Source organism: Myroides sp. C6-3, from assembly GCF_050522425.1.
GTDB lineage: Bacteria > Bacteroidota > Bacteroidia > Flavobacteriales > Flavobacteriaceae > Flavobacterium.
Genome location: NZ_JBMVQP010000004.1, coordinates 119,996 through 144,514, shown reverse-complemented (window position 1 = coordinate 144,514; position 24,519 = coordinate 119,996). Strand labels below are relative to the sequence as shown.

20 protein-coding genes, 1 tRNA gene and 1 pseudogene are annotated in these 24,519 nt (G+C 34.0%); 8 read left to right on the top strand and 14 right to left on the bottom strand.

Features of this window, described 5'->3' with window-relative positions:
- Positions 1-482: pseudogene (locus tag ACPDG9_RS03340) on the top strand (relaxase/mobilization nuclease domain-containing protein); the annotation flags it as partial.
- A gap of 3 nt (positions 483-485) precedes the next feature.
- Positions 486-971, top strand: coding sequence for a hypothetical protein (locus ACPDG9_RS03335; RefSeq protein WP_430526392.1), 486 nt, complete (start codon positions 486-488; stop codon positions 969-971).
- A 211-nt stretch (positions 972-1,182) separates the two neighbouring features.
- On the opposite strand, the gene ACPDG9_RS03330 is transcribed toward ACPDG9_RS03335, so the two are convergent.
- Genes ACPDG9_RS03330 through ACPDG9_RS03310 form a run of 5 tightly spaced genes read right to left on the bottom strand, consistent with a single transcriptional unit; the run spans position 1,183 to position 9,100 of the window.
- Positions 1,183-2,889, bottom strand: coding sequence for an ATP-binding protein (locus ACPDG9_RS03330; protein WP_430526391.1), 1,707 nt, complete (start codon positions 2,887-2,889; stop codon positions 1,183-1,185).
- On the bottom strand, positions 2,882-4,162 hold the full coding sequence (locus tag ACPDG9_RS03325) for an SIR2 family protein (protein WP_430526390.1): 1,281 nt from the start codon (positions 4,160-4,162) through the stop codon (positions 2,882-2,884). The genes ACPDG9_RS03330 and ACPDG9_RS03325 overlap by 8 nt, the downstream gene beginning before the upstream one ends.
- 2 nt (positions 4,163-4,164) lie before the next feature.
- Positions 4,165-6,066 (bottom strand): site-specific DNA-methyltransferase, encoded by a 1,902-nt coding sequence (locus ACPDG9_RS03320; protein ID WP_430526389.1) that lies wholly within the window; start codon positions 6,064-6,066, stop codon positions 4,165-4,167.
- The gene (locus tag ACPDG9_RS03315) at positions 6,066-8,783 is read right to left on the bottom strand and encodes a DEAD/DEAH box helicase family protein (protein ID WP_430526388.1); all 2,718 of its coding nucleotides are present in this window, start codon (positions 8,781-8,783) and stop codon (positions 6,066-6,068) included. The genes ACPDG9_RS03320 and ACPDG9_RS03315 overlap by 1 nt, the downstream gene beginning before the upstream one ends.
- Entirely contained in the window at positions 8,783-9,100 is a 318-nt protein-coding gene (locus ACPDG9_RS03310; protein ID WP_430526387.1) for a helix-turn-helix domain-containing protein, read from the bottom strand. Before ACPDG9_RS03310 ends, ACPDG9_RS03315 begins: the two co-directional genes overlap by 1 nt.
- Positions 9,101-9,290: 190 nt before the next feature.
- On the opposite strand from ACPDG9_RS03310, the gene ACPDG9_RS03305 reads away from it, so the two are divergent.
- Positions 9,291-11,981, top strand: coding sequence for a hypothetical protein (locus ACPDG9_RS03305; protein WP_430526386.1), 2,691 nt, complete (start codon positions 9,291-9,293; stop codon positions 11,979-11,981).
- 2 nt (positions 11,982-11,983) lie between these two features.
- On the top strand, positions 11,984-13,072 hold the full coding sequence (locus ACPDG9_RS03300) for a hypothetical protein (protein ID WP_430526385.1): 1,089 nt from the start codon (positions 11,984-11,986) through the stop codon (positions 13,070-13,072).
- Positions 13,073-13,146: 74 nt separating this feature from the next.
- On the opposite strand, the gene ACPDG9_RS03295 is transcribed toward ACPDG9_RS03300, so the two are convergent.
- From ACPDG9_RS03295 to ACPDG9_RS03280, 4 genes are all read right to left on the bottom strand, one after another.
- Positions 13,147-13,231 (bottom strand) — tRNA-Ser (locus ACPDG9_RS03295).
- Between the two features lie 7 nt (positions 13,232-13,238).
- Entirely contained in the window at positions 13,239-14,267 is a 1,029-nt protein-coding gene (locus ACPDG9_RS03290) for an asparaginase (protein WP_430526384.1), read from the bottom strand.
- The gene (locus ACPDG9_RS03285; RefSeq protein WP_430526383.1) at positions 14,257-15,393 is read right to left on the bottom strand and encodes a 1-acyl-sn-glycerol-3-phosphate acyltransferase; all 1,137 of its coding nucleotides are present in this window, start codon (positions 15,391-15,393) and stop codon (positions 14,257-14,259) included. Before ACPDG9_RS03285 ends, ACPDG9_RS03290 begins: the two co-directional genes overlap by 11 nt.
- A gap of 55 nt (positions 15,394-15,448) precedes the next feature.
- Entirely contained in the window at positions 15,449-16,219 is a 771-nt protein-coding gene (locus tag ACPDG9_RS03280) for a TatD family hydrolase (RefSeq protein WP_430526382.1), read from the bottom strand.
- Between the two features lie 80 nt (positions 16,220-16,299).
- Here ACPDG9_RS03280 and ACPDG9_RS03275 point away from each other — a divergent pair, with 80 nt between their 5' ends.
- Positions 16,300-16,737: a retropepsin-like aspartic protease gene (locus ACPDG9_RS03275; protein WP_430526381.1), complete on the top strand. Its 438-nt coding sequence runs from the start codon at positions 16,300-16,302 to the stop codon at positions 16,735-16,737.
- 2 nt (positions 16,738-16,739) lie between these two features.
- Here ACPDG9_RS03275 and ACPDG9_RS03270 read toward each other — a convergent pair whose 3' ends face one another.
- Complete coding sequence (locus ACPDG9_RS03270) at positions 16,740-17,309, bottom strand: DUF3109 family protein (protein WP_430526380.1); 570 nt, start codon at positions 17,307-17,309, stop codon at positions 16,740-16,742.
- A gap of 352 nt (positions 17,310-17,661) precedes the next feature.
- Between ACPDG9_RS03270 and ACPDG9_RS03265 the strand changes: the two genes are divergently transcribed.
- From ACPDG9_RS03265 to ACPDG9_RS03255, 3 genes are all read left to right on the top strand, one after another.
- The gene (locus ACPDG9_RS03265; RefSeq protein ID WP_182648019.1) at positions 17,662-17,856 is read left to right on the top strand and encodes a hypothetical protein; all 195 of its coding nucleotides are present in this window, start codon (positions 17,662-17,664) and stop codon (positions 17,854-17,856) included.
- Between the two features lie 6 nt (positions 17,857-17,862).
- On the top strand, positions 17,863-18,480 hold the full coding sequence (locus ACPDG9_RS03260; protein WP_430526379.1) for an FAD-dependent oxidoreductase: 618 nt from the start codon (positions 17,863-17,865) through the stop codon (positions 18,478-18,480).
- Between the two features lie 171 nt (positions 18,481-18,651).
- Complete coding sequence (locus tag ACPDG9_RS03255; protein ID WP_430526378.1) at positions 18,652-19,029, top strand: DUF805 domain-containing protein; 378 nt, start codon at positions 18,652-18,654, stop codon at positions 19,027-19,029.
- 139 nt (positions 19,030-19,168) lie between these two features.
- Here the strand turns inward: ACPDG9_RS03255 and ACPDG9_RS03250 are convergent, their stop codons facing one another.
- From ACPDG9_RS03250 to ACPDG9_RS03235, 4 genes are read right to left on the bottom strand one after another with little or no spacing between them, the layout of a single operon-like run.
- Positions 19,169-20,134 carry a PCMD domain-containing protein gene (locus ACPDG9_RS03250; RefSeq protein ID WP_430526377.1) on the bottom strand — a complete coding sequence of 322 codons (966 nt, stop codon included), beginning with the start codon at positions 20,132-20,134 and terminating at the stop codon, positions 19,169-19,171.
- A gap of 4 nt (positions 20,135-20,138) precedes the next feature.
- Positions 20,139-21,860 carry a sulfatase-like hydrolase/transferase gene (locus tag ACPDG9_RS03245; protein WP_430526376.1) on the bottom strand — a complete coding sequence of 574 codons (1,722 nt, stop codon included), beginning with the start codon at positions 21,858-21,860 and terminating at the stop codon, positions 20,139-20,141.
- 11 nt (positions 21,861-21,871) lie between these two features.
- Entirely contained in the window at positions 21,872-23,020 is a 1,149-nt protein-coding gene (locus tag ACPDG9_RS03240; RefSeq protein ID WP_430526375.1) for a BamA/TamA family outer membrane protein, read from the bottom strand.
- Between the two features lie 31 nt (positions 23,021-23,051).
- Complete coding sequence (locus ACPDG9_RS03235; RefSeq protein WP_430526374.1) at positions 23,052-24,245, bottom strand: aromatic amino acid transport family protein; 1,194 nt, start codon at positions 24,243-24,245, stop codon at positions 23,052-23,054.
- Positions 24,246-24,519: the final 274 nt, after the last annotated feature.

The window sequence follows — 24,519 nt, the reverse complement described above, 5'->3', positions numbered from 1 at the left end:
ACGGTTGGACGTCTATAAGACAAGAAAACGAGAATAAGAAACAAAGAGCTAACAACACAAACTTAATAGCTAAAAACGCTATCAAAACAGCTCATAGAGAAGTTTTAAGACAGAAACCTAAAGATTTAAAACAATACATTCGCTTAATGCTGGAAAAAGATATTGAGGTTAAACCAACTATTAACAAACAGGGGAATATTCAAGGATATCGTTTTATTCATTTGGAAACAGGTACAAACTTAAAAGCAAGTGAAGTTGACCGAAATATGAAGCTCAATGATTTATTTAAAAACACTGTAAGTATAGAATCTAAAAATGAAGTAGAAAAACTATTTATTAAACAGGAACCAAGTGAACCACAAATGCAGAATTGGAAAACAGATGCGTCTGTTTTATTTAGTTTGTTATCTACTTTACAGTTTGGCAGTAATGATGAGGACGATGAACAGAAAAAACGCAAACGAAGAACACTAAAAAGATAAACGATGGCAAAGAATCAACCTAAACTCACTGATATGACTGAATTATTACTTCACCAAGTCATGCAATTACAACAAACGATAAAGCAAAGCGAAAAAACACATTTAGATACAATCAAAGAATTGAGTAACATCAAAGTAACAGTAAATGTAGCTGAACTCCGACAGATAGAAAAAGAACAGCGAAAACGACTGTTAAATGACTTTGAAGAGTTTCATCTGGAGATAACAAAAAATAATGAAGAGCTTTTAAAAGTTCATAAGGCTGTTAGTTCTAAAAGGTTGTTGTACTTGATAGGATTGAACATCTTTTTACTTTTAACAACAGGGTTTTCTATGTATATAGTAGTTAAGAATACTATTGAGAAATCGGAGTACGAGATACTAGTTAATGAACAAACTAAATTGAGAAATCAATTAGAAAATGTAAATCAGTTTTTTATTGAGAATCCTAAGATTTCTACGACTTTCCAAGATTGGAATCAAAAGTAATAAAACTTTAAAATATTAATCAAAGTTATTTCCGTAAAATTTTTAGAGCTGTGAGGGCTCAAAATTTTACAGAATAACTTTGTTGGATTGTGTCGTAAATATTTAAAACGCATAATGCTATCCAATAATATATCCATTAATACTGAACTGGTATTTTTAAATAAACATTAAAATTTTGATGATGAATCTCATGAATTTTGTAATATACTTCTCAATTTAACTTAGGTGTACTCGAATCTGGCTTTATATTAGGCTCATCAAATTTCATTATTATTGGCATTGGAAAATCTACACCCGTCAAAATAGCTTCTCCTTCTCCTAAAATTGGTAAAAAATCCAAAGTATTTTTATTCGCAGTACTACAAGCATTACTTACCGCTTCTTTGTCAAAATGATTAATTAAACGATGCGCTATAAATGTTCCCATTTGACTGAGCGTACCTTGCGGAATATCTCTTGGCATTTGAGTTGCTATACAAAGAAACAAACCGTGCTTTCTACATTCTTTGGCTATGGAGTCGAAAGCGTCTAAAGGCTTACTATCAAAATATTCATCCTTAATAGACTTATTTAGAAATTGGTGGGCTTCATCAATAAGAACCACAACGGGTGAATCTTTGAATGAGCCACTTCTTGCTTTTGCTAAAAGAAATTTGCCAATTGCATTTACTAACGTTTCTCTAACTTGAAAATCATATTTTACGTTTTCTAAATTTAAGCGCAATAATTTGTTATCGGTGTTTTCGATAGAAATAAATTGGTTAAGAATATCGGTTAAGTCATTTTCTGTTTTCTCTTGTTGGAACCCAAATATTTGGTTCAATTCAGGTGTGTTGGCAAGGTTGGTAACTCTTGATATCAAACTTACACAATATGAAACATCATTTGGAGCTACTCCTCCCCACGTAGTCCCATTGTCATAGACACATTCAGCACTTAATTGATGAGATAATTTCATAAAATCAAAATCTGCCATTCCATTTTCAATAGTTTGTATATTTCGATAATAAAAAACATCATACGGCTTCTTGGGTTTTCCATTTTTCTTTAATAAACCATCTTCAATTGGAATAACTTCCCCATTATGTTCAATTTGGCCTGCATCTCTTGCAATATTTACCATTTTGAGAGACCTTATAGCTTCCATTAGTTTAGGTGTTTGCGTTCTAGGTGATGGTTTCAATAAGAAAAACATATCATCTATCGTAAGTTGAGAATAATGAAATACATTATCTCCTTTACCAATATCGACAGATTTTACCTTATCATAATTTCCTCTATACTCTCCAGTCGCATCAATCAATATAGCTTTATTACCTGTTGCTATCAATGATTCTACCAATTTACTTACCGTATAACTTTTCCCACCTCCAGTAGTTCCAACAATAGCACAATGACGACCAAAAATAGATTGTAAATTTATTTTAACTTTCGTATCAGGACTTGATACTAAATTTCCTATTTCAGTTGTATTTGCAACTTCGCCACTTCTTACGCCAAATCTTGACATATATTCTTGTACCAATTCTCCTGAACTTACAAATGCTTTTGCTCCAATGTTTGGATAGGCTGTTAATCCTTTTTTGACATCAAAAGGGTTATATAAATCAAAAGATAAAAGAATTTCAATTTTTCCAGTGGGATGAAAATCACTGGTTTGAAATGCTTTTTCATTTAAAGAAAGTCGTTCCGATTCAGGCAATGCCAACTCTGTAATTCTACCTAAAAAACCATACTTATCGCCTTCAATAACCACAAAGCTCCCCACCAAACCACCGTTAAACTCTTTACCAAAATGCGTAAACCCATTCAATAATACCGAAGAGGGGAAGTGTACCTTTACAAATTGTGGTAATACCTGATTGATATAGCCAAGAAAGTATTCGTGTTTGAAAGGATTTATCTTTTGATTAGTCATTTTTTAGATTTATAGTTACTTGCTGTATGTTTTCATAAGTCTTTATCTCAGGGAAATAATTAGCAAAATCTGTAAATGTTTCTGAAATCATTAAAATTCTTTCTGTTTCCATTGCAGTTTTCTTTATAGTTTTTAATGATTGAGATGCGCTTTCATTGTCGAAACCTGGGTCAATTACTGCCAATCTAAAGCCTGGATTTTGATTTAAGGCTTCTTCAATTGCTGCATTAATGTGTTTATCATTAAAACTGTAACCTATACAAACCAATAAGGTGTCATCATTTAACCTAAGGTTTCTTTGAAAACGTGCCATCATTTCAAAAAAAGGTTGCTCATAAGAATCTTCATATTTAGCTTCTCTGGGATAAACCATCAAAGCCTTTTTAGGTTTCTCATTAATGACTATACAGCCAGTTTCTTCAATTCTTTCCCAGTTGATGGAACCGTGTAATTTGTGTAAATGAAAGACACGCTGTACAAAATTATCTTCTTCTTTTAGCTTACTGCCTTCTCTTTGTACAATATCATAATCAAAATATCTACCGCTGAAAGTACGAGGAAAAGTAAATGAAAATCCATCTATAACAATTGCATTTACAGCAGTTGCCGCATCTTCAAAAAGCAAGTCGTAGTTTAAAGTAAATACTTTAACTCTTGGGTTTGTTTGCTTACGCTGTAACACTTTTTCAAGTAATACTTTGTGGGGAAATGAATCATTTATTGGTGGAGGAATAGTACACTTCTCTTTAATCAAATTAAAAATTTCTTCTTTGATTTCAGAAAGCTTCTTTTTGTTTCCTCCCCATTCTATATCACAATCTCCCGAAAATTTACAAAATCCTTCAATTTGCGAAAGTAGAGCTTCTAGATTTGTATCATCAGCTATATAATTGACTTTATCTCGGATTATCTTAAAGCCATCAACTTCTTCCTCTTCTTCTGTTCTTTCAATGAAATACAATTTCTTTGTTTCTTCCCATAATTGCCACATAGATAAACCTCCAACATCCATAGAAGAACCCGCTCCAGTAAGAAGTACTAAATTTTTAAATGGCTTTTGGAAAAACGTAGTGTAAACTTTTCGTTTTTCATTATTGGCAAGTTCTGCCGTGTGTTTTATCTCTTTATTATCAGCATCTAATTTTGGATAATTCCTTATTTCTGAAATACTTACAAGTTTACCCTTGTCAAATTTAGAATCCTTAACTTCTAATGTTTTAGATTTTCCATTGATTAAAAGGTGTTTCCAGTTTTCTTTTACTTCCTCTGCCATTTCTAAAACGCTTTAAAATTATCTTTCATATAATGCTTTAAATTCCATTTTTTAGTAGTATCCAAAGCACGTTCTAGTACAATGAGTTTTTGCTCGGCGTTTTTCTTAAAATATTCTACGGTTTCTTCTGCTAAATTGCCATCTAAGCAAACCAAGGTTTCTTTGTCGCCATCTGTGGCAAAAAGGATTTCGTTTTTGGTAAATTGCTCTTGTTTGGTTAACGTGTAATTGAGTTTGAAACCGTTTTTGAGTAAAATCTCCGTGATTAATTCTTCTTTGTTGAAGGCCGAAATTAGTTGTGCTTCTTTGTCTCTGATGTATTTCTTGAGTGCTTCAATATTTTCTTCGTGGGTTTTCTCTGGATCGGGAGCATATTCCACTCTTGGGAAATTAGATTTTTGTAGTTTGAATACTTTAAAGCCAAGCCCTTTTAATTGATTTTTTTCGTTTTCTTTTTTGCTGAATAAATCTGGTTGAGCTTCTTTCTTTTCTTTAATTATTCTCTCTACCACTCGCTTATTCCGTTCTATGGTAATGTCGCTGATTTTTTTGTAGCCCGCTTTGTAAGCTTCACTTGTTTTGTCTGTAGCTTCGGGAAGTTGAACTAAAATATATTTTCTATTACCTCCATCTTCTTGGCTAAGTTCTGCTACCGCTTGTCCTGTAGTCCCTGAACCTGCGAAGAAGTCGAGGATGATATCATCTTCATTGGTGGAAAATTTTATAATTTCACTGATTAGTTCTTTAGGTTTTGGATTGTCAAATAACTCTTCAATTCCATCGAAAATGATTTTTATTTCATTTGCAGCACTATCAGTAGATCCGTGTTCAAATAAAAGATTAGGTCTAGCAGATAATGTGTCTTTATCTTCAAAATCATATATTTTTAATAGAATCTTTTCACCATCCCAAATAAATCTGTTTTTTTCTTCTAATTTTTTGGCTGTTTCATAACCAATTTGCCATCTTTTACCTAATCTAGGTTTGTGTCCATTAATTTCATATTTCATCGAATCACGCTTATATGCTCCGCTATCTTTTTTTTCAATAACAGTTGTTCTATAATTTCCCTCTGCATCAGAGTTGGGATACTTCCTAGATTCTTTTAGTTTTATACGTGGTTTAATTTGAGCATTTTCACTTTTAGCATAACATAGTGTACTATCTGTTAGAGAACTGACTTGAGCTCCTTCAACATTTGAAGTTGTTCCTTTTTTCTTCCATAAAAAATTAGCCACAAAATTTTCCTCCCCAAAAACCTCATCACATAATTTACGTAAATGGTGTACTTCGTTATCATCAATAGAAATAAAAATCACACCATCTTCTTTCAATAATTGCCTAGCAATCAACAAACGGCTGTACATCATATTGAGCCAATTACTATGAAAACGTCCGTCTGTTTCGGTATTCGTGTCTATTTTAACTCCGTTTTCCGTTATTTCAGCATCTTCCCAATACTCCCTTTTGTCTTGGTTGAACTTGTCAGAATATACAAAGTCTTTCCCTGTATTATATGGTGGGTCAATGTATATGCACTTTACTTGTCCGCGGTAGCTGTTGCTAAGTAATTTGAGTACCGCTAAGTTTTCGCCTTCAATAATAAGGTTTTCGCTTTCGGTTGGGTTTACACTTCGGTGTTCGTCATACACTAAAGTGGCATCTGTAGGCGTAAAGGCTTCCCGCTTAGCATTACTTTTTCCAAACCAACGAAATTCGTAACGTTCGGTTTCAGTTACTGAATTGGGGTCAACTACTTTTTTAAGTTCATTGATATTGAGTTGTCCGTCATTGGTAAACAAATCAGGCATCAGGGTTTTTAGTTGTTCCAAACGTTCTTTATTCCAATCGTGTGATTGTACATTTTCTATTGGGTTTTCTGTGTTTCCTAATTCCTTACTCATTATGCTTTTTCAATTAATGTATTAATAGTGTTTCTTGCATCCTCCTTAAAGTATTGATAATCTTTTACAGGTGCTTTGTATTGTACTTCCACGCCCAGCGTAGCAAAGTGTTTCATAGCGCAATTTATCTTGTAAACTTCACTTTCTTTGAGTGCTTTTTTATCGTTGATATCGTTTGTGCCTTTGGTTTCAATTACAAAATAAAATTCGCTTTCTTTTCCATCACGCAATTGTTTACGTTTCATTACGATACCAAAATCAGGGTTGTAATTACCAATTGGTGTAGGAATTTGATAATATACAGGCAGTTTCATAAAACAAATCACTTCATCATCTTCGTCTGTTGCTAAAGCAAAACTTCTTTCTATTTCACTATCCACAAGCATTTTATCATAAAAACCTCTTTTTGGTGTATCTCGGTATTGATTATATTCCACTTGTTTTACAAAATCTTCAAACTCGAAAGGAAAAGTTTCGTCCGTCAAATGATAGTTTAATCCTCTTACCATTTCTTCCAATTCAATATTATTGATTTTGGCAGTCGCCTGCTGAATAAATTGTGGTGGATTTTTAGCAAAAGAATCGTAATTGATTTCATTTACAATTTTAAAAGCTGTAATGTAGCTAATGCCAGTATTTTCACTAATTTCTTCTACCAAATCCAAAGCGGTATAATGGGCTTTAAGTTTATAACTTTCAGTACCTCCAAATTGGTCTTTGATACCATCTTCTGAAATAGAACCAATGGAACGACTGCTTACTTCTGCCACATAATCTGCAATCTCGATATTATTTAAGGCTTCAATACTTCTGTTGATTAAAGCTTCTTCGTCAAAACTTACGGTGTAGTTTGTTTTTTTGGCTATAGCACTCCAAAACCTTTTAAATGTGTCATTAACTGTTTCGTTTTTACTGCGCTTAAAATGCACCTGGTTTTGCTTTTCGCCTTTATGCGTGTGCGTCATTCCTGCACCAGCTTGTTTAGTGCCGTACACTTCTTTTATTTCTTCTTGGTATTGGGTTACAAAGGTTTCGTAACTCTCATTTGGAATTACAGTCAGTTGATTGATTCTTTCATCATCTGAAACCGTCAAAGTATCGTAAACACGTTGACCTTTTGTATTGACACAAATACGCAATCCGCGTCCAATTTCCTGTCGTTTTTTAATTTCTGAATACGAATTGCTAAGTGTTGCTATGTTGAAAATATTTGGGTTGTCCCAACCTACACCAAGGGCAGAATGCGAAAAAATGAACTCAATTTTATTGGCTACCGAATCCCCAAAACTCAACAATTCTTTTTTGTCTTTAAGAATGGCATCAAAAACATCGGAATTTTTACGCATTGAATTTTCATTATCCGTGTATTCTCCTTTTCCTGTTTGAGCAAAATAAAACCCTTGGATGGCATCAATATGTTCTGCCGTAGCTTGATGATTGTCGTGAAATTCAGGATAAAGCTCTTTGTATTTCTCTACAAAAAGGTTCTTTATTACGGGGTCTTCACTAATATAGTTAGCCACTTTATCAATAAAAATAAGTGAAAGGCATTTGATGCCTTTTTCTTGTAATTTTTGTTTTTTAGTAAAGTGCCTAATGATGAGCCATTCTAATTGTAAATTCCAAATACTTTGAATATTTCCAGAGGTTTGTTTTTCAAAAATTTCTGTTCCATTTGTAAATGCAACCGACCATTTTCCAGTTCTTAAACTCTTTTTGATGCCTTCAATTTTGTAATTGAGATAACTCGGATTGTTAGTAGCTTCACCTAAATTATCGCCATCTTTTAGCCATTTAGAATCTTTAAACTCGATTTTTCCACTTGCCAACTGATGCCAAGCCTTAATTTTTGCTTGAATCGGGGTTTTACCATTTTTAGTTTCAGAAAGTTCTAATTTTAAAGTTGCTTCGTCATTCTTCTCAGTTACTGTCAGCACTTCGATTTTCTTTACCAACCCTTGCTGGTAACTATCATAAGGTGTTAAGCGATAAATCTTGTTTTTTGAAACTTTATGAGTTGCCGAAAATCTGATTTTAAAAAGCGGATTAAGTTTGGCAATTTGTTTAATGGAATTATCTGTATCCATTCCTTCCTGAGGTTCATCCATTATGATAATTGGGTTTGTTCTACCAATAGCATCAATAAAAGGAATATTTGCAAAAAGGTCTTCTCTTTTTGCTTGATTTAGGATTTTGTCTTCCGAATTAAAAGAAGCTAAAGTCATCACCATTATTTGGGGATGCTGTTCCTCAATAAAATGCGTTACTTTATTCAGCTTTTTACTATTGTACTCAAATGATTTTGGTGTAAAGCCATAAATATCTTCCAGTTGCTTTTCAAATGTCGAAAGCGTACTCAGTACACCTTGCCTAATAGCAACCGAAGGTACAAGTATGATGAATTTAGTAAAATTGTAGTGCTTATATAATTCGTAAATCATTTTGATGTAAACAAGGGTTTTACCCGTTCCTGTTTCCATTTCAATGGTTAATTCTTGCTCCTCAGTAAGTTTAGCAACTTCATCACTGATTGCGTTTTCCTTTAAAACAGTTTTTATGTTTTCTGTAATTTGTTCAGGCGTAAGCGAACAAATATTTGAACGAATGCCATCAACAGAGGCGTTGTCAAAAGTATTTTTTACAGAACCTTCAAAAACCTCTACTACAGATTTAATAGCGGTTTCCTGATACTCTAATAACTCTAATTTAAGTTCCATTACTTTTTGTTGTTCTGTTTGTTGATATATTTGATTTGCTGTTCCGCTACTTTCAATGCCTTTTCTCCCAATTCTTCATCTTTTATTTCAAGAAGTATTCTTTCGCTTAGATATTGAACCAGTAAATTTTCTTTGTTCAAATCCAGAACTTCTGCAAGTTTTATAATTTGTTCTTTGGTTGCTTTTCGCTCACTTCTTTCAATTTTGCTAAGAATAGCAGTATCTATGTCTAATTCTGCACACACGTGCCTTAAAAGTAGCCCTTTAGACTCTCTAGCTTGTCGAATAAATTCGCCTAGTGTATTAGTATGTGTCATTTGTTCAAAATAATTTGTAAATAATCAACTTGACTATATATGTCAAATATAGTGAAATAAAAAGTTAATAAAATAAATTCTAAGCTTTTATTCGAATTACTCTGAGAAAACGAAGCTTTAAGCAAAAGAAACAATAATAACTATAGTTTTATTAGATTTTGTATGTTTGTTAAAATTAATATAATAAATAATGAGTTTTAAAATTCTTGCTATGCGTCCTCTAAAAGGATGTTCTGATGACATCGCAAATAATTTAAAAAAAGATGAGTTTTATTTTTTTGATGATGCCTACGAACAAGATGGCGATTTAGATTTCATCAAGAAGAAAGAAGATTATAGAGAGTTAAGCTCTGAATTTTATTATCAAAGGGACTTTAATTCTGAAACTCAACTCGAATCAATCAATATTCAAGCAATAGTTGGAAAAAATGGTAGTGGTAAGAGTTCCGTAGTAGAATTTTTATTTAGAATGCTCAATAATTTTTTTAAGCAATCTAAAATAGCTAATATCTCTGATCAGTTAATTTTTTGTATAGGAGTTAAAGGGGAATTGTACTTCGAAAAAGATAGTGTGATTTATAAAATAACGGTTGATTCAACTCAGCTTTTAGATTCTATTTCTTATTCAAATATTTTTATTGATATGAGGACTGGTATTAAAGAGGAGGATGTTTTGTTTACTTCTGATAAAATTGTGAGTAATGAAGAACATAACTTATTTAACGTTGATGCTCATGCAGTTCTTTTACAACCATTAAGTAGCCTTTTTTTTACAATTTACATGAATTATTCTATTTATAGTTTAGATGAAATAGATTATAAAAAAGAAAGTTATATAGAGCCACATCATGAAGAAAAACTTTCATGGTTGTCGAGTATAGTTCATAAGAATGATGGATATCAAACCCCTTTAGCGATTCATCCTCATAGAAAAGAAGGGAATATTATAGTTAGAAATGAAAAAATGCTGCTTAAACAAAGATTATCATCTTTAGTGTTTGTGAATGATAGATATCGAGAAATTATAGGCGGCTTTTACATTGCTAAGGTTCAGTTATTTAGAAACAAAAATTTTTTAAGTGGATGGTTTGATAATATCTTTTTAAGAGTTTATAAACTGGAAGATATTGAGGAGGAAAGCTACTATAGCAATGGATATGAAGGAGGATCAATTAAAAAAGAAACTGTTTATGATAATGACAATTTACAATCTTTTATTTCTCAAGAAAATAAACTTAGGCTACTTAATTTAGTTTTTTCTTTTTTTAAAGCAAACGAGGAATTATTTGACTATTTTAATTTTATTTCAATTGACAATCAATCCTTCTATAAAGAAAATACTTTATCAGAGGTAATAGACAAGTACTTTAGCGGACTCCCTGATAAGGATGGTAGCATAAAAGAAAAAATCAGCTTAATTAAAATAGCTGTTAGATACTTTAACAAAGAAAATATTTTTGAACTTATCAAAATATGCTGGCTTTATTCTTATTTTAAACGACAAAATAGATTTAGAAAGTTTTCTCTTTCAAATGAAGATAATTTAATTAATGATTTAATTTCATATTATCTTATAAAAGCATTAAAAATACTAAAATATGATAAATATAACGAATATGAAGTCGAAATTACAATGGATGATATTCTAGAATTCGATATAATTTCTTTAAAATTTTCTTATGACCAATTTATTGAATTTATAAAAGAAATCAATCTTGAAGATGATAATCACATAACAATAAAGCTGAATCAGTGTCTATCTTTATTAGAATACATATCTATTAATCCGAATAATAAACTTGTAAAACATTACAATAAATCCTATAATAACTCAAATTCTTCTCATTTTATTGATATTGATAATCTAAAAGAAGCTATTCTGGAAATGCAATCTCAAATTAAAAAAGAACTTATTTTCTTATTACCTCCAAGTATATTCAGATATGATTTCATGTCAGAAAATGAGAAAGACACTATAAATTTAGATAAAATTAGTTCTGGGCAATTTCAGAAAATAGCTCTTTTAAGTTCCATTTCTTATCATTTGAGAAATATTGATTCTATTAAGGGAAATGATCGATTAGAAAATTTAGTAACTTTTTATAACCAGTATTATTCATATGAGAATATATTAATAATACTGGATGAAATTGAACTTTACGCTCATCCAGAGCAACAGCGAGTTTTTATTTCTGATTTAATAGATATTATAAAGAGTGAAAGCTTTAAAAAAATAACTAATATCAATATTATTTTTATTACTCATTCACCTTTTATATTGTCCGACATCCCTTCACAAAATGTTTTAAAACTCGAGGAAGGAAAAGTAGTAGCAGGAAATGATATAAACTCTTTTGGAGCCAATATTCATGATTTGTTGGCTGACGAGTTTTTTTTAGAAAAAGGTTTTATGGGTGATTTTGCTGAGAAGAAGATAAATGATTTTATTTTACTGTTGAGCTGGAAAATATTATATGAAAACTTTATTGATTTAATTGCAGATTTACAAGATAATGATAAACAAAAAAAATATGTTGACAATTTTGAATTACCATATTCAGGGAAGAAAATGGAAGATTTAGAATTTAAAAAGTTAATTGAAGAAAATAGAGAGTTAAAAAAAATATGGCTATCAAAACAAGATATAGAATTTTTTTTACCAATTAAAGAATCCAAAGTTACAAATATTGCAAACTATATTAATTCATTAAAGGACGAAATATTATTGTTTATAAACACAATAGGTGAACCATTAATAAAGCTAAGGTTAATAGAGATGTTCAACGATTCTTTTAGACCAAATGAACAAACTGAATTAGAGCGTCTATTGAAAGAAAGAGATATATTAAGTAAGAAAATAGAAAAACTAGAATCGAAATAGTTATGTACAATTTATTACAGTTACCAAATCTTAAAGAAGCTTGCGAATTACACTTTGGAGTTCTCAATGATTATATACGTTATAGAGTAAAAAGTATTCAAAAAGAAAACTCCAATTTTTCAGATATGTTATCTGATAGGAGAATTACGCAGGGTACGGATATATATGATATTAATCAAAGAATCCGAGATTTCATTTTAGCAAATTCAATTCAATTAGGTGAAATACGTCTTTCAATTATCTTGAAAGGAAAACCTAATGAATTATATATAGTAAATGAAGAATTCGAGGATTATATTTTAAGCGATCAGAGACCCTTCGGAATAATTAATGGCAATACTAGAGAGTATATTAGAAATAATTTTTCTAAATCGGGTTATACAGATCTTTTTTCTATTTATAAAGAGTTAAATTTAATTTTCAATTACATTGATTTTAAGAGCTGGAAACCTAATAGAACATATAGCTCATACAAAATGGCAGAAATGTTAAATATGCGTGCTTGTACGTACTGTAATAGAGATTATATATTAGTGCATCGTAGTGATGATGACGGTACACTTTTGTGTCCTCAATATGATCACTGGTATCCTCAATCTAAATTCCCATTGCTTCAGGTGTCTTTTTATAATTTGATACCGTCTTGCGGCAGTTGTAATTCATCTGTAAAGAGTGATAGTGTATTAAGGCCAGATGAATATTGTCATCCATATATGGAATGGAATAATGATGATTCTTTTTATTATACATACTATCATCATAAAGAAATAGGTGGGTATAAAATCATAGCTAAAAGTTCACATAACAATTCTGCTTTATTGAAAACGGTAAAAAAACTTAAGATTGACCAGATGTATAATGGACACTTGCCAGAACTATTAGATATTATAGATTTAAAAAGAGCTTATGGAGAAAATTATTTAAAAATATTAAAGAATAGTTTTCCTAAATTAAATTCTTTCAAAACATCAGATGTATATAGAATGCACTTTGGTACAGAAATTCAAGAAAAAGATTTTTATAAAAAACCAATGAGTAAATTTAAAAAAGATATTTTATTGAAGTTGAAACTAATTGATGATGATGAATAAAAAACCCAACTTTACATTTTTGGGTGTAAAATTGGGTGTTTATACTTTAACTGATTAATTATCAGTGTTTATTGCAGAGAGGAAGGGATTCGAACCCTCGATACGTTGCCGTATACACACTTTCCAGGCGTGCGCCTTCGACCACTCGGCCACCTCTCTTTTTATCTTAAGCTTCCATTTCGCCGCAAATAGGCGTTTCAAAAGCGAGTTTAAAATCTTCAATATTGGGTTGCGCCAATAAGTACATCAATTTCGTAATAGCGGCCTCTGTAGTAATATCTTTACCTGAAATAACGCCTATCTCTTTGAGTTCCGTACTTGTTTCGTATTTTCCCATCATCACACTACCGCTCGAACATTGCGTTACATTGACAATCTTTAATCCCTTTTGGGTTGCACAACGCAACGTCTCTAAAAACCAAGGTTCTGTTGGAGCATTTCCTGCACCGTACGTCTCCAAGATGATTCCCTCTAAATTAGGAATGGCCAAAATAGCTTCCAAAACTTGTTGTTGAATCCCTGGGAATAAACGCAAGATCATCACATGACGTGACATGTTTTTGTGAACAGTCAGCGGCAAAGATAACGGTTTTTGCAACAATAACGAATGGTTGATGCGCAAATTTACGCCTGATTCTGCCAAATGTGGAACATTGGGAGACGTAAATGCATTAAACAGTTCCGCACTGACTTTAGAGGTGCGATTACCGCGGTATAATTTATACTCGAAATACAAACAAACCTCTTGAATAACAGGGGTGTTGTTTTCTTGTAGTGCTGCAATCTGAATGGCTGTAATTAAATTTTCTTTGGCGTCCGTCCGCAAATCGCCAATAGGCAGTTGAGATCCTGTTAGAATAACAGGCTTGTGGATGTTTTCCAACATAAAACTCAAAGCTGAGGCAGAATAAGACATTGTATCAGAGCCGTGTAAAATAACAAAACCATCAAAGCGATCGTAATTGTCTTCTACAATACTAGCCATCTGAACCCATAAATCTGGTTGCATATCGGAGGAGTCAATCGGCACTTCAAACGAATAGGTCTCTATGGCACAATCCAACAAATGTAATTCTGGAATGCGCTCCACCAATTGATCAAAGTTAAACGCGCGCAAAGCACCCGTTTTAAAATCCTTAACCATACCAATGGTACCACCCGTATAAATGAGTAGAATAGAAGGTTTAGTATTCATCCTGTAACTTTAATTTGTTAACTACTGGATTTGCATACATAGCTAAAAAGTTATCCACCACTTTTTGCTCCTGTTTGTTGACACGTAGCTCTAAACGACGCTCAAATAATTGTCGTTCTTTTTCGCTATAGCGATCAGCAAATTTAGTGGTCTGATGCAAAATATCATACGCGATATAGTTGGTTGGCCACAAGTGGTAATTGGTGATAATTGAGTGGTCAATGACTTGAGCTAAAGCTTGTAATTGCTTATTTGGTTTATCTGCAATGGCTTTAATTTGATCCAATTCTGTATCAATGATATCGCCAATGTGGATGTGTATTCCCTTTTTCTGACCGATGATCCCACTGTATAAGTTGACGAAATCTTCGTTTTTCTCTTTGATATAAGTCTCGTTATTGGCAATAGCCAATAGCTGAGGCATTTTTAAGGCATCCGTTGGATCGTATTCATACGAGATAGAAACGGGAACAATCTTCAATTGCTTGAAGTAATCCATCAAATTCTCTTCCCCAGAATCCATACCGATCATTTTCAATACCCCTGTATTGGTAGCATCGTTTCCATCTTTGGTGCGTCCTTCACGTTGGGCAATCCAAACGGAACGATTCTCCTCTACAATTAAATTGTGAATGTATTCGGACATTAAACGAGAGCTTTCTAAAAGCTCTCTAGGGGTTAGTTTTCTGCGCACCAAAAAGTTGCGGTTTACCTTGGCCAAAGCCAATAGAAACGATTTCTGTACTAAGTTATCCCCAATAGCAGAAGCCGTCATCGTCAGACCGTGATCTTTTAAGGTAACGTTCAATAAAGACGTGTCCATAATAATGTCACGGTGATTCGATATATATAAGTAAGCAGTATCTTTTTCTAATTTCTCAAAACCAGACGTCGAAAGTCCATTGGAACTCTTTTCTAAGATTCGACGAATAGAATGATAGGCAAATTCTTCTTGAAATTGCTGAATTGAGGTTACTTTACTCAAATCTTCCATCCATTCCTGTTCGGTTTTATTTGGAAAAGTAAAACCCATTAACGCTTTAACCATGGGATGTTTAGAGATCTTTTGTAAGACCTCATTGACTTCATGGTCGTGATAATGGCGTATTGAATCAAACTTAGACATTAGTGTTTTAAATATTTATGTAAACTGAAATGTTATGTTTTTCTATCTCATACAATTAAACTCCAAAAACAGCTTTTGAATTGGCTGTGGTTTGGTCGGCAATTGTTTCTAAAGGAAGTGCATATAATTCGGCTAGCTTTTCAGCAATGTTCAAAATATAGGCACTTTCGTTTCTTTTTCCTCTAAAAGGGACTGGTGCAAGATACGGAGAATCAGTTTCTAATACGATATGATCTAACGGTATTTTATGTAAAAACTGATCAATCTTTCCATTTTTAAAGGTTGCTACACCTCCGATCCCCAATTTTAGGTTATAGCTGATGGCTTGTTCTGCTTGTTCCTTCGTTCCCGAAAAACAGTGAAAAATACCCCGGAGGTCTTTTCCTTTCTCGAGTTCCAAAACTTCAAATACTTCATCAAAAGCCTCTCTACAATGAATGTTGATGGGAAGATCATACTTTTTAGCAAGCTGAATTTGATGTTGAAAAGCCTCTTGCTGAATAGACAACGTTGTCTTATCCCAGTATAAATCTACTCCAATTTCACCAACAGCGTAATACTTGCGTCTTGCCAACTCTTTCTCTACAAAAGCGAGCTCCGCTTTATACGTCTCTGGCTTTACATCCGTGGGATGCAAGCCCATCATTAAAAAGATGCAATCCGGAAACGCTGCCTCCAAATCAAACATCGCTTGTGCGTAGCTCGAATCAATGGCAGGTATAAAAAAACGCGTAACTCCATTTGTTATTGCGCGATTTATTGTTTCTTTGCGATCTTCTGCAAATGCATCTGAATACAGATGGGTATGAGTGTCGGTAAAAATCATGCTTTGGTAATATTCTACAAAGTAGTATCTTTCAAACTACAAAAGTACCTTATAAAAAGTATTAAAACTAAACTTAATTGATGGAAAACTATAAAGATTGGTTAAAAAAAGAGCGCTATAAGCAAATTCGCTTCAAGATAGCGCGAACAAACCACCTTTTTGTACGTGTAAAAGTAAATGGAATATGGGGCGATTTTATCCTAGATACAGGAGCCTCAAACAGTTGTATTGATTTTGAACAAGCTTCTTATTTTGGTTTAATTGCTTCAGAATCAGAAACTAGGGCCTCTGGTGCAGGAGCAAATGGCATGATGACACAAGTGTCTTACAATAATGAAATCCAAATGGGAAGATGGAAAAAAAACAATTTCAATTTTGTCTTGTTGGATTTAAGTCACGTCAATACTGCACTGACAGAGTATAAAACAAAAAATGTTCACGGAATTGTAGGGTCTGATGTTTTTGGATTAGGTCAAGCAATTCTCGACTATGGACAACAGACCCTATATTTGAAATAACTTTATTTTTTATAGTATTCTTTGGCAACCAATTCCAGTTCTTCATACCATGCAGAACCGTATTTGCGAGTTAAAGGATCTTTTAAAAACTTGTATACAGGAACTTCTAACTCTTTTCCCAAAGCACAAGCATCGCTGCAAATATGCCATTTGTGGTAGTTAACTGCTGAAAAAGAAGAATATTCCTTAATTCGAATCGGATATAGATGGCAAGAAATAGGTTTTTTCCAATCTATCTTTTGTTCTAAATAGGCTTTCTCAATTCCACATAACGCCATCCCGTTGTCGTAGATAACATAAGCACATTCACCACCGTGAATCAATGGCGTTTCGTATTCTCCATCTTCACCAATAATGTACGTGCCTTGTTGCTCAATGGCTGCTACGCCTTCTGGACGTAAATAAGGTTTTACCGTTTCAAAGATTGCATCTAAAATAACCGTCTCTTCCTTCTCTACAGGTGCACCCGCATCTCCATCAATGCAACATTGCCCTTTACAGGCTGTTAGGTTGCAAACAAATTCTTTTTCTAAAATATCCTCAGATACTAAGGCTTGACCGATTTGAAACATGTTGATAATTTTTAAGCGCACAAAATTACAAATCTTTCTCGGATGTTTCTTCTTTCCATTTCTTCAACTTCTATTTTATAATCAAACTAAATTGCTCGTATAGAAAGACATCCTTACGCAATGACTTTTAATTAGTGAAAAAATAGACACACCTAAATTAGTTAAAAATCAACCGATAAAAAGTTTTTGGTATAGGGGCATGCATTGGCATTTTTAGGAATCAAATGGACTTTTCTCCTTTTTTGACGCTAATTAGGGGCTGTTAAATTATCTAGCGGTAATGTTAAAGCATTCTCTAGATGGTTTTTATTTTGTACTTTCGAAGAATTGAATTAAAATCTTTTGAGAAATAATGAAAATATTCAGTTACATTATTATTGCATTTGTTGTTGCCTTAATTGTATTAAATATCACAATGCTTGATTTTAATAACTTATTTCAAGGAAATAGCTTAATTGCTTTAATTGGTATTGTAGCACTTTTATGTGCTGTTTGTATTCTGTTGATTTACAGAACTTCAAAGTTAATTGACGAAAAAACAAAATAGATCAACATGTTGGTTTATGATGTTTTGATTATTGGAGGAGGAGTGTCCGGAGTTTCTTGTGCCCAGATCCTTGGTAGTGCCGAAAAAAAAGCCTTCATGGAGGGTAAAAATGTAGGGATTATCATGCATCAAAAAGGCAGTATGTTACAAGATGCAGTGTTTAATAATGCATTTGGTATTCAACCAGGAACTTTAGGAAGTGATTTACTTACCCAAGCGAAAGAAAATTTGCAAATCTATGCTAACATCACCCAAATAGAAGGAGAAAAAGTAAACAAAGTCACGAGAAATTACGATCAATTGTTTACTGTAGAAACGAATAAATCCAACTATTTGGCGCGAGTACTGGTTGTCGCTATTAATTCTAGTGCAACATTCGCAATTGAAGGATTGATGGATTATGTGGAGCCCCACAAAAAATCAATACCAACAAAGAATAGAGTGCAATTAAAAAATATAGATCACCTTGTTGCCGAAGGGATTTATGTAGCAGGTACATTAGCGGGACATCGCAGTCAACTTGCTATTGCAGCTGGAAGTGGCGCCGCTGTTGCAACAGACATCCTTACCCTGTGGAATGATGGCATTGAAACACACAGCCATGACAGTATTAGAAAAAAATAATATTAGATCATTGTAGTACTAAAGACATCCTTCGTGATGTCTTTTTTTGTTTACAACAGAAACACCTTCTTTTTTATTACTCCCTATTTATAGTGATCTTTTGCATTTTTTTTCTTTTTTTTAAAGAAAGAAGTTTACCTTCGTCCTATAAAAATTAAAAAATTGATTGTGATGGAACTGAATTTTACCACATTAAAAGAGAATTTTATCAACGTTTTAAAAAATCACTATACTGATTTTAATGGACGTGTAAGACGTAAAGAATATTGGTCATTTACCTTAGTGAGTGTGATTATCTCTATTATTTTAGGAATTGTAGATCGCATTTTAGGAAGCTTTGGTTATGTAGGAACATTGTATAGCTTAGCTGTTTTAATACCTTCATTAGGGCTTTTAGCTCGTCGTTTACACGATACTGGAAAAAGTGGATGGTGGATGTTGTTAGGTTTAACAGGAATCGGTGCTTTAGTTGTCCTTTATTTTGCTATTCTTGAAGGAACTGTAGGACCAAATGAGTTTGGTGAAGATCCAAAAGCAGGAGAAAGATAGTATTTTGGTTTACAGTTTACGGTTGACGGTTTACAGCAAACCGTCAACCGTCAACCGTAAGTTGTTAACCGTTAACCGTTAACCGTCAACCGTCAACCGTAAGTTGTTAACCGTTAACCGTCAACTGTTAACCGTCTCCCTATTCATATACTAACCCCACATTGTCAATCCACAGCCTGCTATTTTCATTTCCAATGTAGGCTCCCCCGTTACTGGAAGAAAATTGAACAATAAGATGGGTAACGGGATCATGGGCAGTTCCCCAACCTTCTTCTAGAATTTCTGTCATTTGTCCTTTGCTATTGCGAGTATAATCAGTAAATTCTCCTGTACGCAGTGCCATTTCTTTTTGGTAGATGGGCTGGTGACTAACATCGCCGTAGTGGATGTTGAGCTGAAAGTTATTCTTCCACTCTTTTTCGCTTTCTGTTAAGTTTAACCAAGCGGTTCCCACGCGTTTTGCATGTACTTTTCCATCCTTGTCTTCCCATCTGTTTTGCAATAAAATGCGAATTTCAGCCTTGTCTTTTTGGTTTAAAACGCTTCCTTTTCCCATGCCGTTTACTCGACTTGAAGTACCTCCCGTGCTTACTTTATAGTCAAACTGTAAGGCCTTTGGTTTTTGAGTAAAGGGAATTCCTGTTACAAGTTTGCTTTGTGGATTTTTCGTATCTGTAATGGGTTCAATCATTTCCCCTAAGAAAATGGTTCCACTCGCCAATACATTGATGTTGATGACTCCTAGTACTTTTACTCGTTCTACTTTTGTCTCCAAACGCGCAGCAAATCCTGTTCCTCTCTTTTCTGGAAAAACAGTTACACTGCCCTTTGTAATACCACTTACAACGGCAAGTACCGAAGAAGTAGCCCAAGGGGAGCGCAAATTTTTATAAGGGGTATTGTTTTTTAAGGTGTCTTTGCTGTCATTAATAGCGTAGAGATAACGCGTATTTCCACCAATGAGAAGAGATTCTTTGATTTCTCGTACTTGCCATTGGTTCATATTTCCAAAAGGAAGAGGTTCAAATCGCTCCTTTTGGGCCCAAAGACTCGTGGATAACAAAAAGCAAACCATAAAGGAAATCAGGCGCAAATAAGTCTTCATATTTTTATTTTTTTAAATTAAGTTTTTCGATTTGTTCAAAATCTTCTTTTTTCAAATTCATTTTTTGATACGGAACTGCTAAGTCGTGATCGTTTAGATACAAGCGCGGTACAGCATGAAATTGCGGATTAACTAGGGAGTGTTCCGGTTTTAAATAAGGAGTTTGTATCGCCGCTGCATCGAGTAAGGTGTGAAAAATCACCTGGGTGTTAATTGGATCTCTGTATCGGTTTTTTGCCAATTCATATTGTGTCGGATGCGCATCGATATACGCATCAGAAAACCACAAGAAAAAGGGAATATGCAATTGGTAATACGACGGAGTAGGAGAGGAATGTAAAAACAAACCTCGATCATCGTCAAATAAATCTTCTCCGTGATCGGATGTGTATAACAACATAGTCTGTGCATCAACAGACTGCAAGGCATCCAGTGTGGAGGAAAGGAAGTAGTCAGTGTACAAGATACTATTGTCATAGGTGTTGACCAATTGTTCTTTTTGTCTGCGACTTACTGCTGTTAGATTATCTGGTGTAAATTGTCGAAAGGCTTTTGGATAGCGTTCTTTGTAATTGAAATGAGAACCGTAGCTGTGTAAAATAATAAAGAGATTACCAGGTTGTTGTTCAATCAATTCTGTCATAAGAGGAATTAGTTCCTCATCGGGATGATTCACAGTTAATCGTGTTTTGCTATCTGTTGTTCGGATGGTCTTATAAATATCAGCCTCTTTGGTAAAGTACTCAATAAACGAATTGTTTTCGGATTGATTGGACAAACAAATCGTTGTGAACCCCGCTTCTTTAAAGGCCTGTGCTATTCCCTTTCTATAGTAGATATCTCGGTAGTTGGCCGCATTGACATCGGATAAAATCATCGATACACTTTTGTGTGTGGTGTTCGATTGGGTTAAAGCATCTTCATATTGGATGAGGTGTTTTTGCTTCGATAAAAGAGGATTAGTTGGGCGATCATACCCATATAACTGCCAATTGTGTGCTCGTCCTGTTTCCCCTACAACAAGTAGGATAATCTGACGCACACTGTCTTGGGGTATTTTAGTAGCTTCAAATACGAAGTTCTTAGACGTTTGAGGATAGGCATTGACCTTTTTCCATTTATCGATAGCAAAATGAAGATTGTAATACGCATTGATGGGGTATACGTCAACGGTAAAAGCAAAAGCTTCTCTGTTTTTATTTTGAGCACCTAAAGACAGTACGAACGAGCTGAAGAAAAGTAAAACGCCAATGTTAAACGCCCGATGTCTAAACACCTTAGGCAAGTAAATTTTTCTTTTCCATTGTAGAATGGCCCAAATAAGAGCAGGAATATAGAGCAGACAAACAAAGGCGATTGAAGGAAGTAAGCTCCCTAGTAGTTCTGTAATTTCTGTTGCATTTGTTGTGGCGACATTTAAATACATATCAACAGCAATGACATCCTCTCCAAAAAGGTAGAATAACACAATTTGAAAAGCGTGAATAAATAAAACAGGAAATAAGAGCACCTGTGTACGGCCTATATTTTTAAACAGTGAAAATACGAGGAGGTACAAGCTCAATGGGAATACAAATACGGTGATTCGCCCCAAGAGATTCAGCGGTTGAAATGCTGTAAAATAAAAGGTTGGAACCATATGTACGAACAAGTAAATACAGAATAGAATACTAGAATTATACCCAATTCGTTTCAATAGGTTTCTTCGCTGTAGTTTTTCACGCATAAAAATTGTTTTTAAAAGGCTTCATTAATATTGAAATAAAAGCCACTTTGTCCTCGCGCAATACCGTAATCAAAACGGATGTTGACGCGATTTTTAAATTCCCATCGATATCCTACCCCATAGGTAGGTAAGGTTTCGTTCCAATTGAAACTGCTGAATTTTTTAAAAACATTTCCAACGCCGCCCCAGAGTACTATTCCGTGGCGATTGTATATCTTTTGGCGTAGTTCTACTTGTGTATTTAACTCTTTTCGGTCGCGATATTGCCCTGTAAGATAACCGCGCATTTGTCTAGGTCCACCAATTTGCGCCAGCATGTTCCAAGGAACGTCTCCATTGTTGAAAACACCGTTAAAATCAAAAGCTAAGATACTTTTAGGTGTTAGACGTTTGTAATATCTTGCTGTGGTTTCAATCTGGCTAAGGTGTATATTGCTTCCTAAAGTACGCGAGTAAAACGTCTGTTGATATTGTAAAAAGAGCCCTTTGTAGGGATTGGGAACAAAATCACGGGTGTCATAAGAAAAGATAAATCCTCCACCAACTAAAGTTGTCGTTAGGTTTTCATCGGGTTGAAACTCCTTAATCTCAAAATCACTAGCGCGAAGATTTTTAGCAGAAAAGGTCAATCCAACATATCCATTAGGGACAACTTCCGCTAAGAAATCAGCTTTTAACGATAAGCGATATTCGTTGTATTCCGAATAATTCCCTGTCGCTCCAGCCTCATATCCCATGCCGTAGTATTTACTAGGCATATAGGTAAAAGACATATCCGCATTGATTCTGTACTTATCATCGGGAAAGATGGTGTTGTTTTCCATTCCAATAGAGAAGAAACCGCTCGTTGTGATGTTGGTGTAAAGGGAAACGTTGGAGGGCGATAGTTCGCTGTCCGCTCGATCAAGACGATATAAACCCGAGGCAATTAAGCCTAGTCCCAACTTCGTGTCCACAGAATAACTTGGGCCACCAATAAAGGAAATATCAAACTTGCTCTGTGACTTATCTTTCTTAGCTTCTTCAAAGTAGTGGATAATCCGTTCAAAAAACTTTTTCTTTTCTAGTGAATCATTGGTTTGTTGAGGTTCCATTTGCCCATAGGAGGGTAAACTGCCCAAAGAAACCAACAGTAAAACTAGAGCGGTTGTATTTTTCATGGTGGGAGGGTGTTTTTATAGTGTATTTATCTTAGTGTTGTAAGGCTATGGTTATCTGCGCATAGACAATGATCCCGGCAAGAATGAAGATCAGCGTTAGCAGGGTACCTTGTCTAAGACTAATTCTTTTTTGGTGATAGGCCATCGCTTTGATGTATAAATATTGAGGAATGAACAAAGCGAGAATAACTCCCGCTATTGCCGCATAACCCAAGGCAAGAATAAATCCCTCAGGATAAAACAAAGCAAATAGCAACGGTGGAATAAATGTCAATAAGCCAGCTGCACTTGTCCTAAACCAGGCCGATGATTTCTTTTGCAGCACATCCTTATAGTAGTCGAATAATCCAATGCTAACCCCTAAAAATGAAGTACCTAATGCTGTAGCAGCGAATAAACTGAACAGTGTTTCGACGTGAGGTGAGTGAGACATCTCTCGAACACTTAGGATAAGTCCTTTTAATTCCGCATTCTCGTTTAGAATTTGCATGAATCGCGTTTGATCTAAGCTACCCAATACGACAATTTGCCAAATAAGATAGATAACTAAAGGAAGTAAGCTTCCTAGAATAAAAGCGCGTTTAAGCAGTTTCTTATCTCCATTGAGATAGCTGACAATACTGGGAATGCTTCCATGAAAACCAAAGGAAGTAAAAATAGCAGGTATGGCTGTTATCGTTAGTCCAATGGAAATGGGACTGTGTAAGAGATTGACTTGGCGTATAAAGGGAAACAATAAGGCAACGAGCAGTACCAAAAAGAGGAGTTTGGCAATAAACAACCCTCGTGTTAACCAATCTACCCAATGCGTTCCAATAATAACGATGCCACTAAATACAAGTGAAAAGAGTAAAATTGCAATGCGATTGTCAAAGTTCACGTCAAACAAAAGATCCAGATTTGTCTTGATAATCGTTCCTCCTCCTGACATATAAGCCGCCGTTAATCCGTAAATTAAAAACATTAAACTAAATCCAGCTAGTTTATTAATAAAGGAACCTGCGTATTTTTTGGTGAGACTGTTAAATCCATCCGTTGGATCGTTGTAATCGTATAAATCAACCATAAGTAAGGCGGTATAGCACATGGCAAACCAAATAACACCTAGTAGTACAGTGGTTCCCAAAAAACCAACACCAGCGGATGTTATTGGCATGGCAAGCATTCCCCCACCAATGGAGGAGCCTGCAATAATTAAAATGCTACCTAGTAACTTACTCTTCATTGCGTTCAGATTAAGACGAAACACAAAGATAAAAAAGCTTTATGGCTTATTATTTTAATGTTAAGATAATTTTGTTTTATAAAAATGTATTAATTGTTAAATATGAGATATTTAAATCGTATAATAAGCTTCATTTTGTAAAAGAGTTTTCTTTAGTATGGCTTCGATTCTCTTATTTAATTGAGAATAATTTACAACTTTTTCCCTTTATAATAGAGAATACGATTCTTTTAGATTCACAAAAAGGTTTTTTTGGCTAAAATTTAGTAGATGT

Coding starts and splice junctions, on each gene's coding strand:
- ACPDG9_RS03285 (WP_430526383.1), bottom strand. CDS start 15,393: ATGTCTAAGTTTGATTCAATACGCCATTATCACGACCATGAAGTCAAT.
- ACPDG9_RS03310 (WP_430526387.1), bottom strand. CDS start 9,100: ATGACACATACTAATACACTAGGCGAATTTATTCGACAAGCTAGAGAG.
- ACPDG9_RS03335 (WP_430526392.1), top strand. CDS start 486: ATGGCAAAGAATCAACCTAAACTCACTGATATGACTGAATTATTACTT.
- ACPDG9_RS03270 (WP_430526380.1), bottom strand. CDS start 17,309: ATGTTTCAAATCGGTCAAGCCTTAGTATCTGAGGATATTTTAGAAAAA.
- ACPDG9_RS03275 (WP_430526381.1), top strand. CDS start 16,300: ATGGAAAACTATAAAGATTGGTTAAAAAAAGAGCGCTATAAGCAAATT.
- ACPDG9_RS03240 (WP_430526375.1), bottom strand. CDS start 23,020: ATGAAAAATACAACCGCTCTAGTTTTACTGTTGGTTTCTTTGGGCAGT.
- ACPDG9_RS03290 (WP_430526384.1), bottom strand. CDS start 14,267: ATGAATACTAAACCTTCTATTCTACTCATTTATACGGGTGGTACCATT.
- ACPDG9_RS03315 (WP_430526388.1), bottom strand. CDS start 8,783: ATGGAACTTAAATTAGAGTTATTAGAGTATCAGGAAACCGCTATTAAA.
- ACPDG9_RS03325 (WP_430526390.1), bottom strand. CDS start 4,162: ATGGCAGAGGAAGTAAAAGAAAACTGGAAACACCTTTTAATCAATGGA.
- ACPDG9_RS03305 (WP_430526386.1), top strand. CDS start 9,291: ATGAGTTTTAAAATTCTTGCTATGCGTCCTCTAAAAGGATGTTCTGAT.
- ACPDG9_RS03320 (WP_430526389.1), bottom strand. CDS start 6,066: ATGAGTAAGGAATTAGGAAACACAGAAAACCCAATAGAAAATGTACAA.
- ACPDG9_RS03330 (WP_430526391.1), bottom strand. CDS start 2,889: ATGACTAATCAAAAGATAAATCCTTTCAAACACGAATACTTTCTTGGC.
- ACPDG9_RS03260 (WP_430526379.1), top strand. CDS start 17,863: ATGTTGGTTTATGATGTTTTGATTATTGGAGGAGGAGTGTCCGGAGTT.
- ACPDG9_RS03280 (WP_430526382.1), bottom strand. CDS start 16,219: ATGATTTTTACCGACACTCATACCCATCTGTATTCAGATGCATTTGCA.
- ACPDG9_RS03300 (WP_430526385.1), top strand. CDS start 11,984: ATGTACAATTTATTACAGTTACCAAATCTTAAAGAAGCTTGCGAATTA.
- ACPDG9_RS03250 (WP_430526377.1), bottom strand. CDS start 20,134: ATGAAGACTTATTTGCGCCTGATTTCCTTTATGGTTTGCTTTTTGTTA.
- ACPDG9_RS03255 (WP_430526378.1), top strand. CDS start 18,652: ATGGAACTGAATTTTACCACATTAAAAGAGAATTTTATCAACGTTTTA.
- ACPDG9_RS03245 (WP_430526376.1), bottom strand. CDS start 21,860: ATGCGTGAAAAACTACAGCGAAGAAACCTATTGAAACGAATTGGGTAT.
- ACPDG9_RS03265 (WP_182648019.1), top strand. CDS start 17,662: ATGAAAATATTCAGTTACATTATTATTGCATTTGTTGTTGCCTTAATT.
- ACPDG9_RS03235 (WP_430526374.1), bottom strand. CDS start 24,245: ATGAAGAGTAAGTTACTAGGTAGCATTTTAATTATTGCAGGCTCCTCC.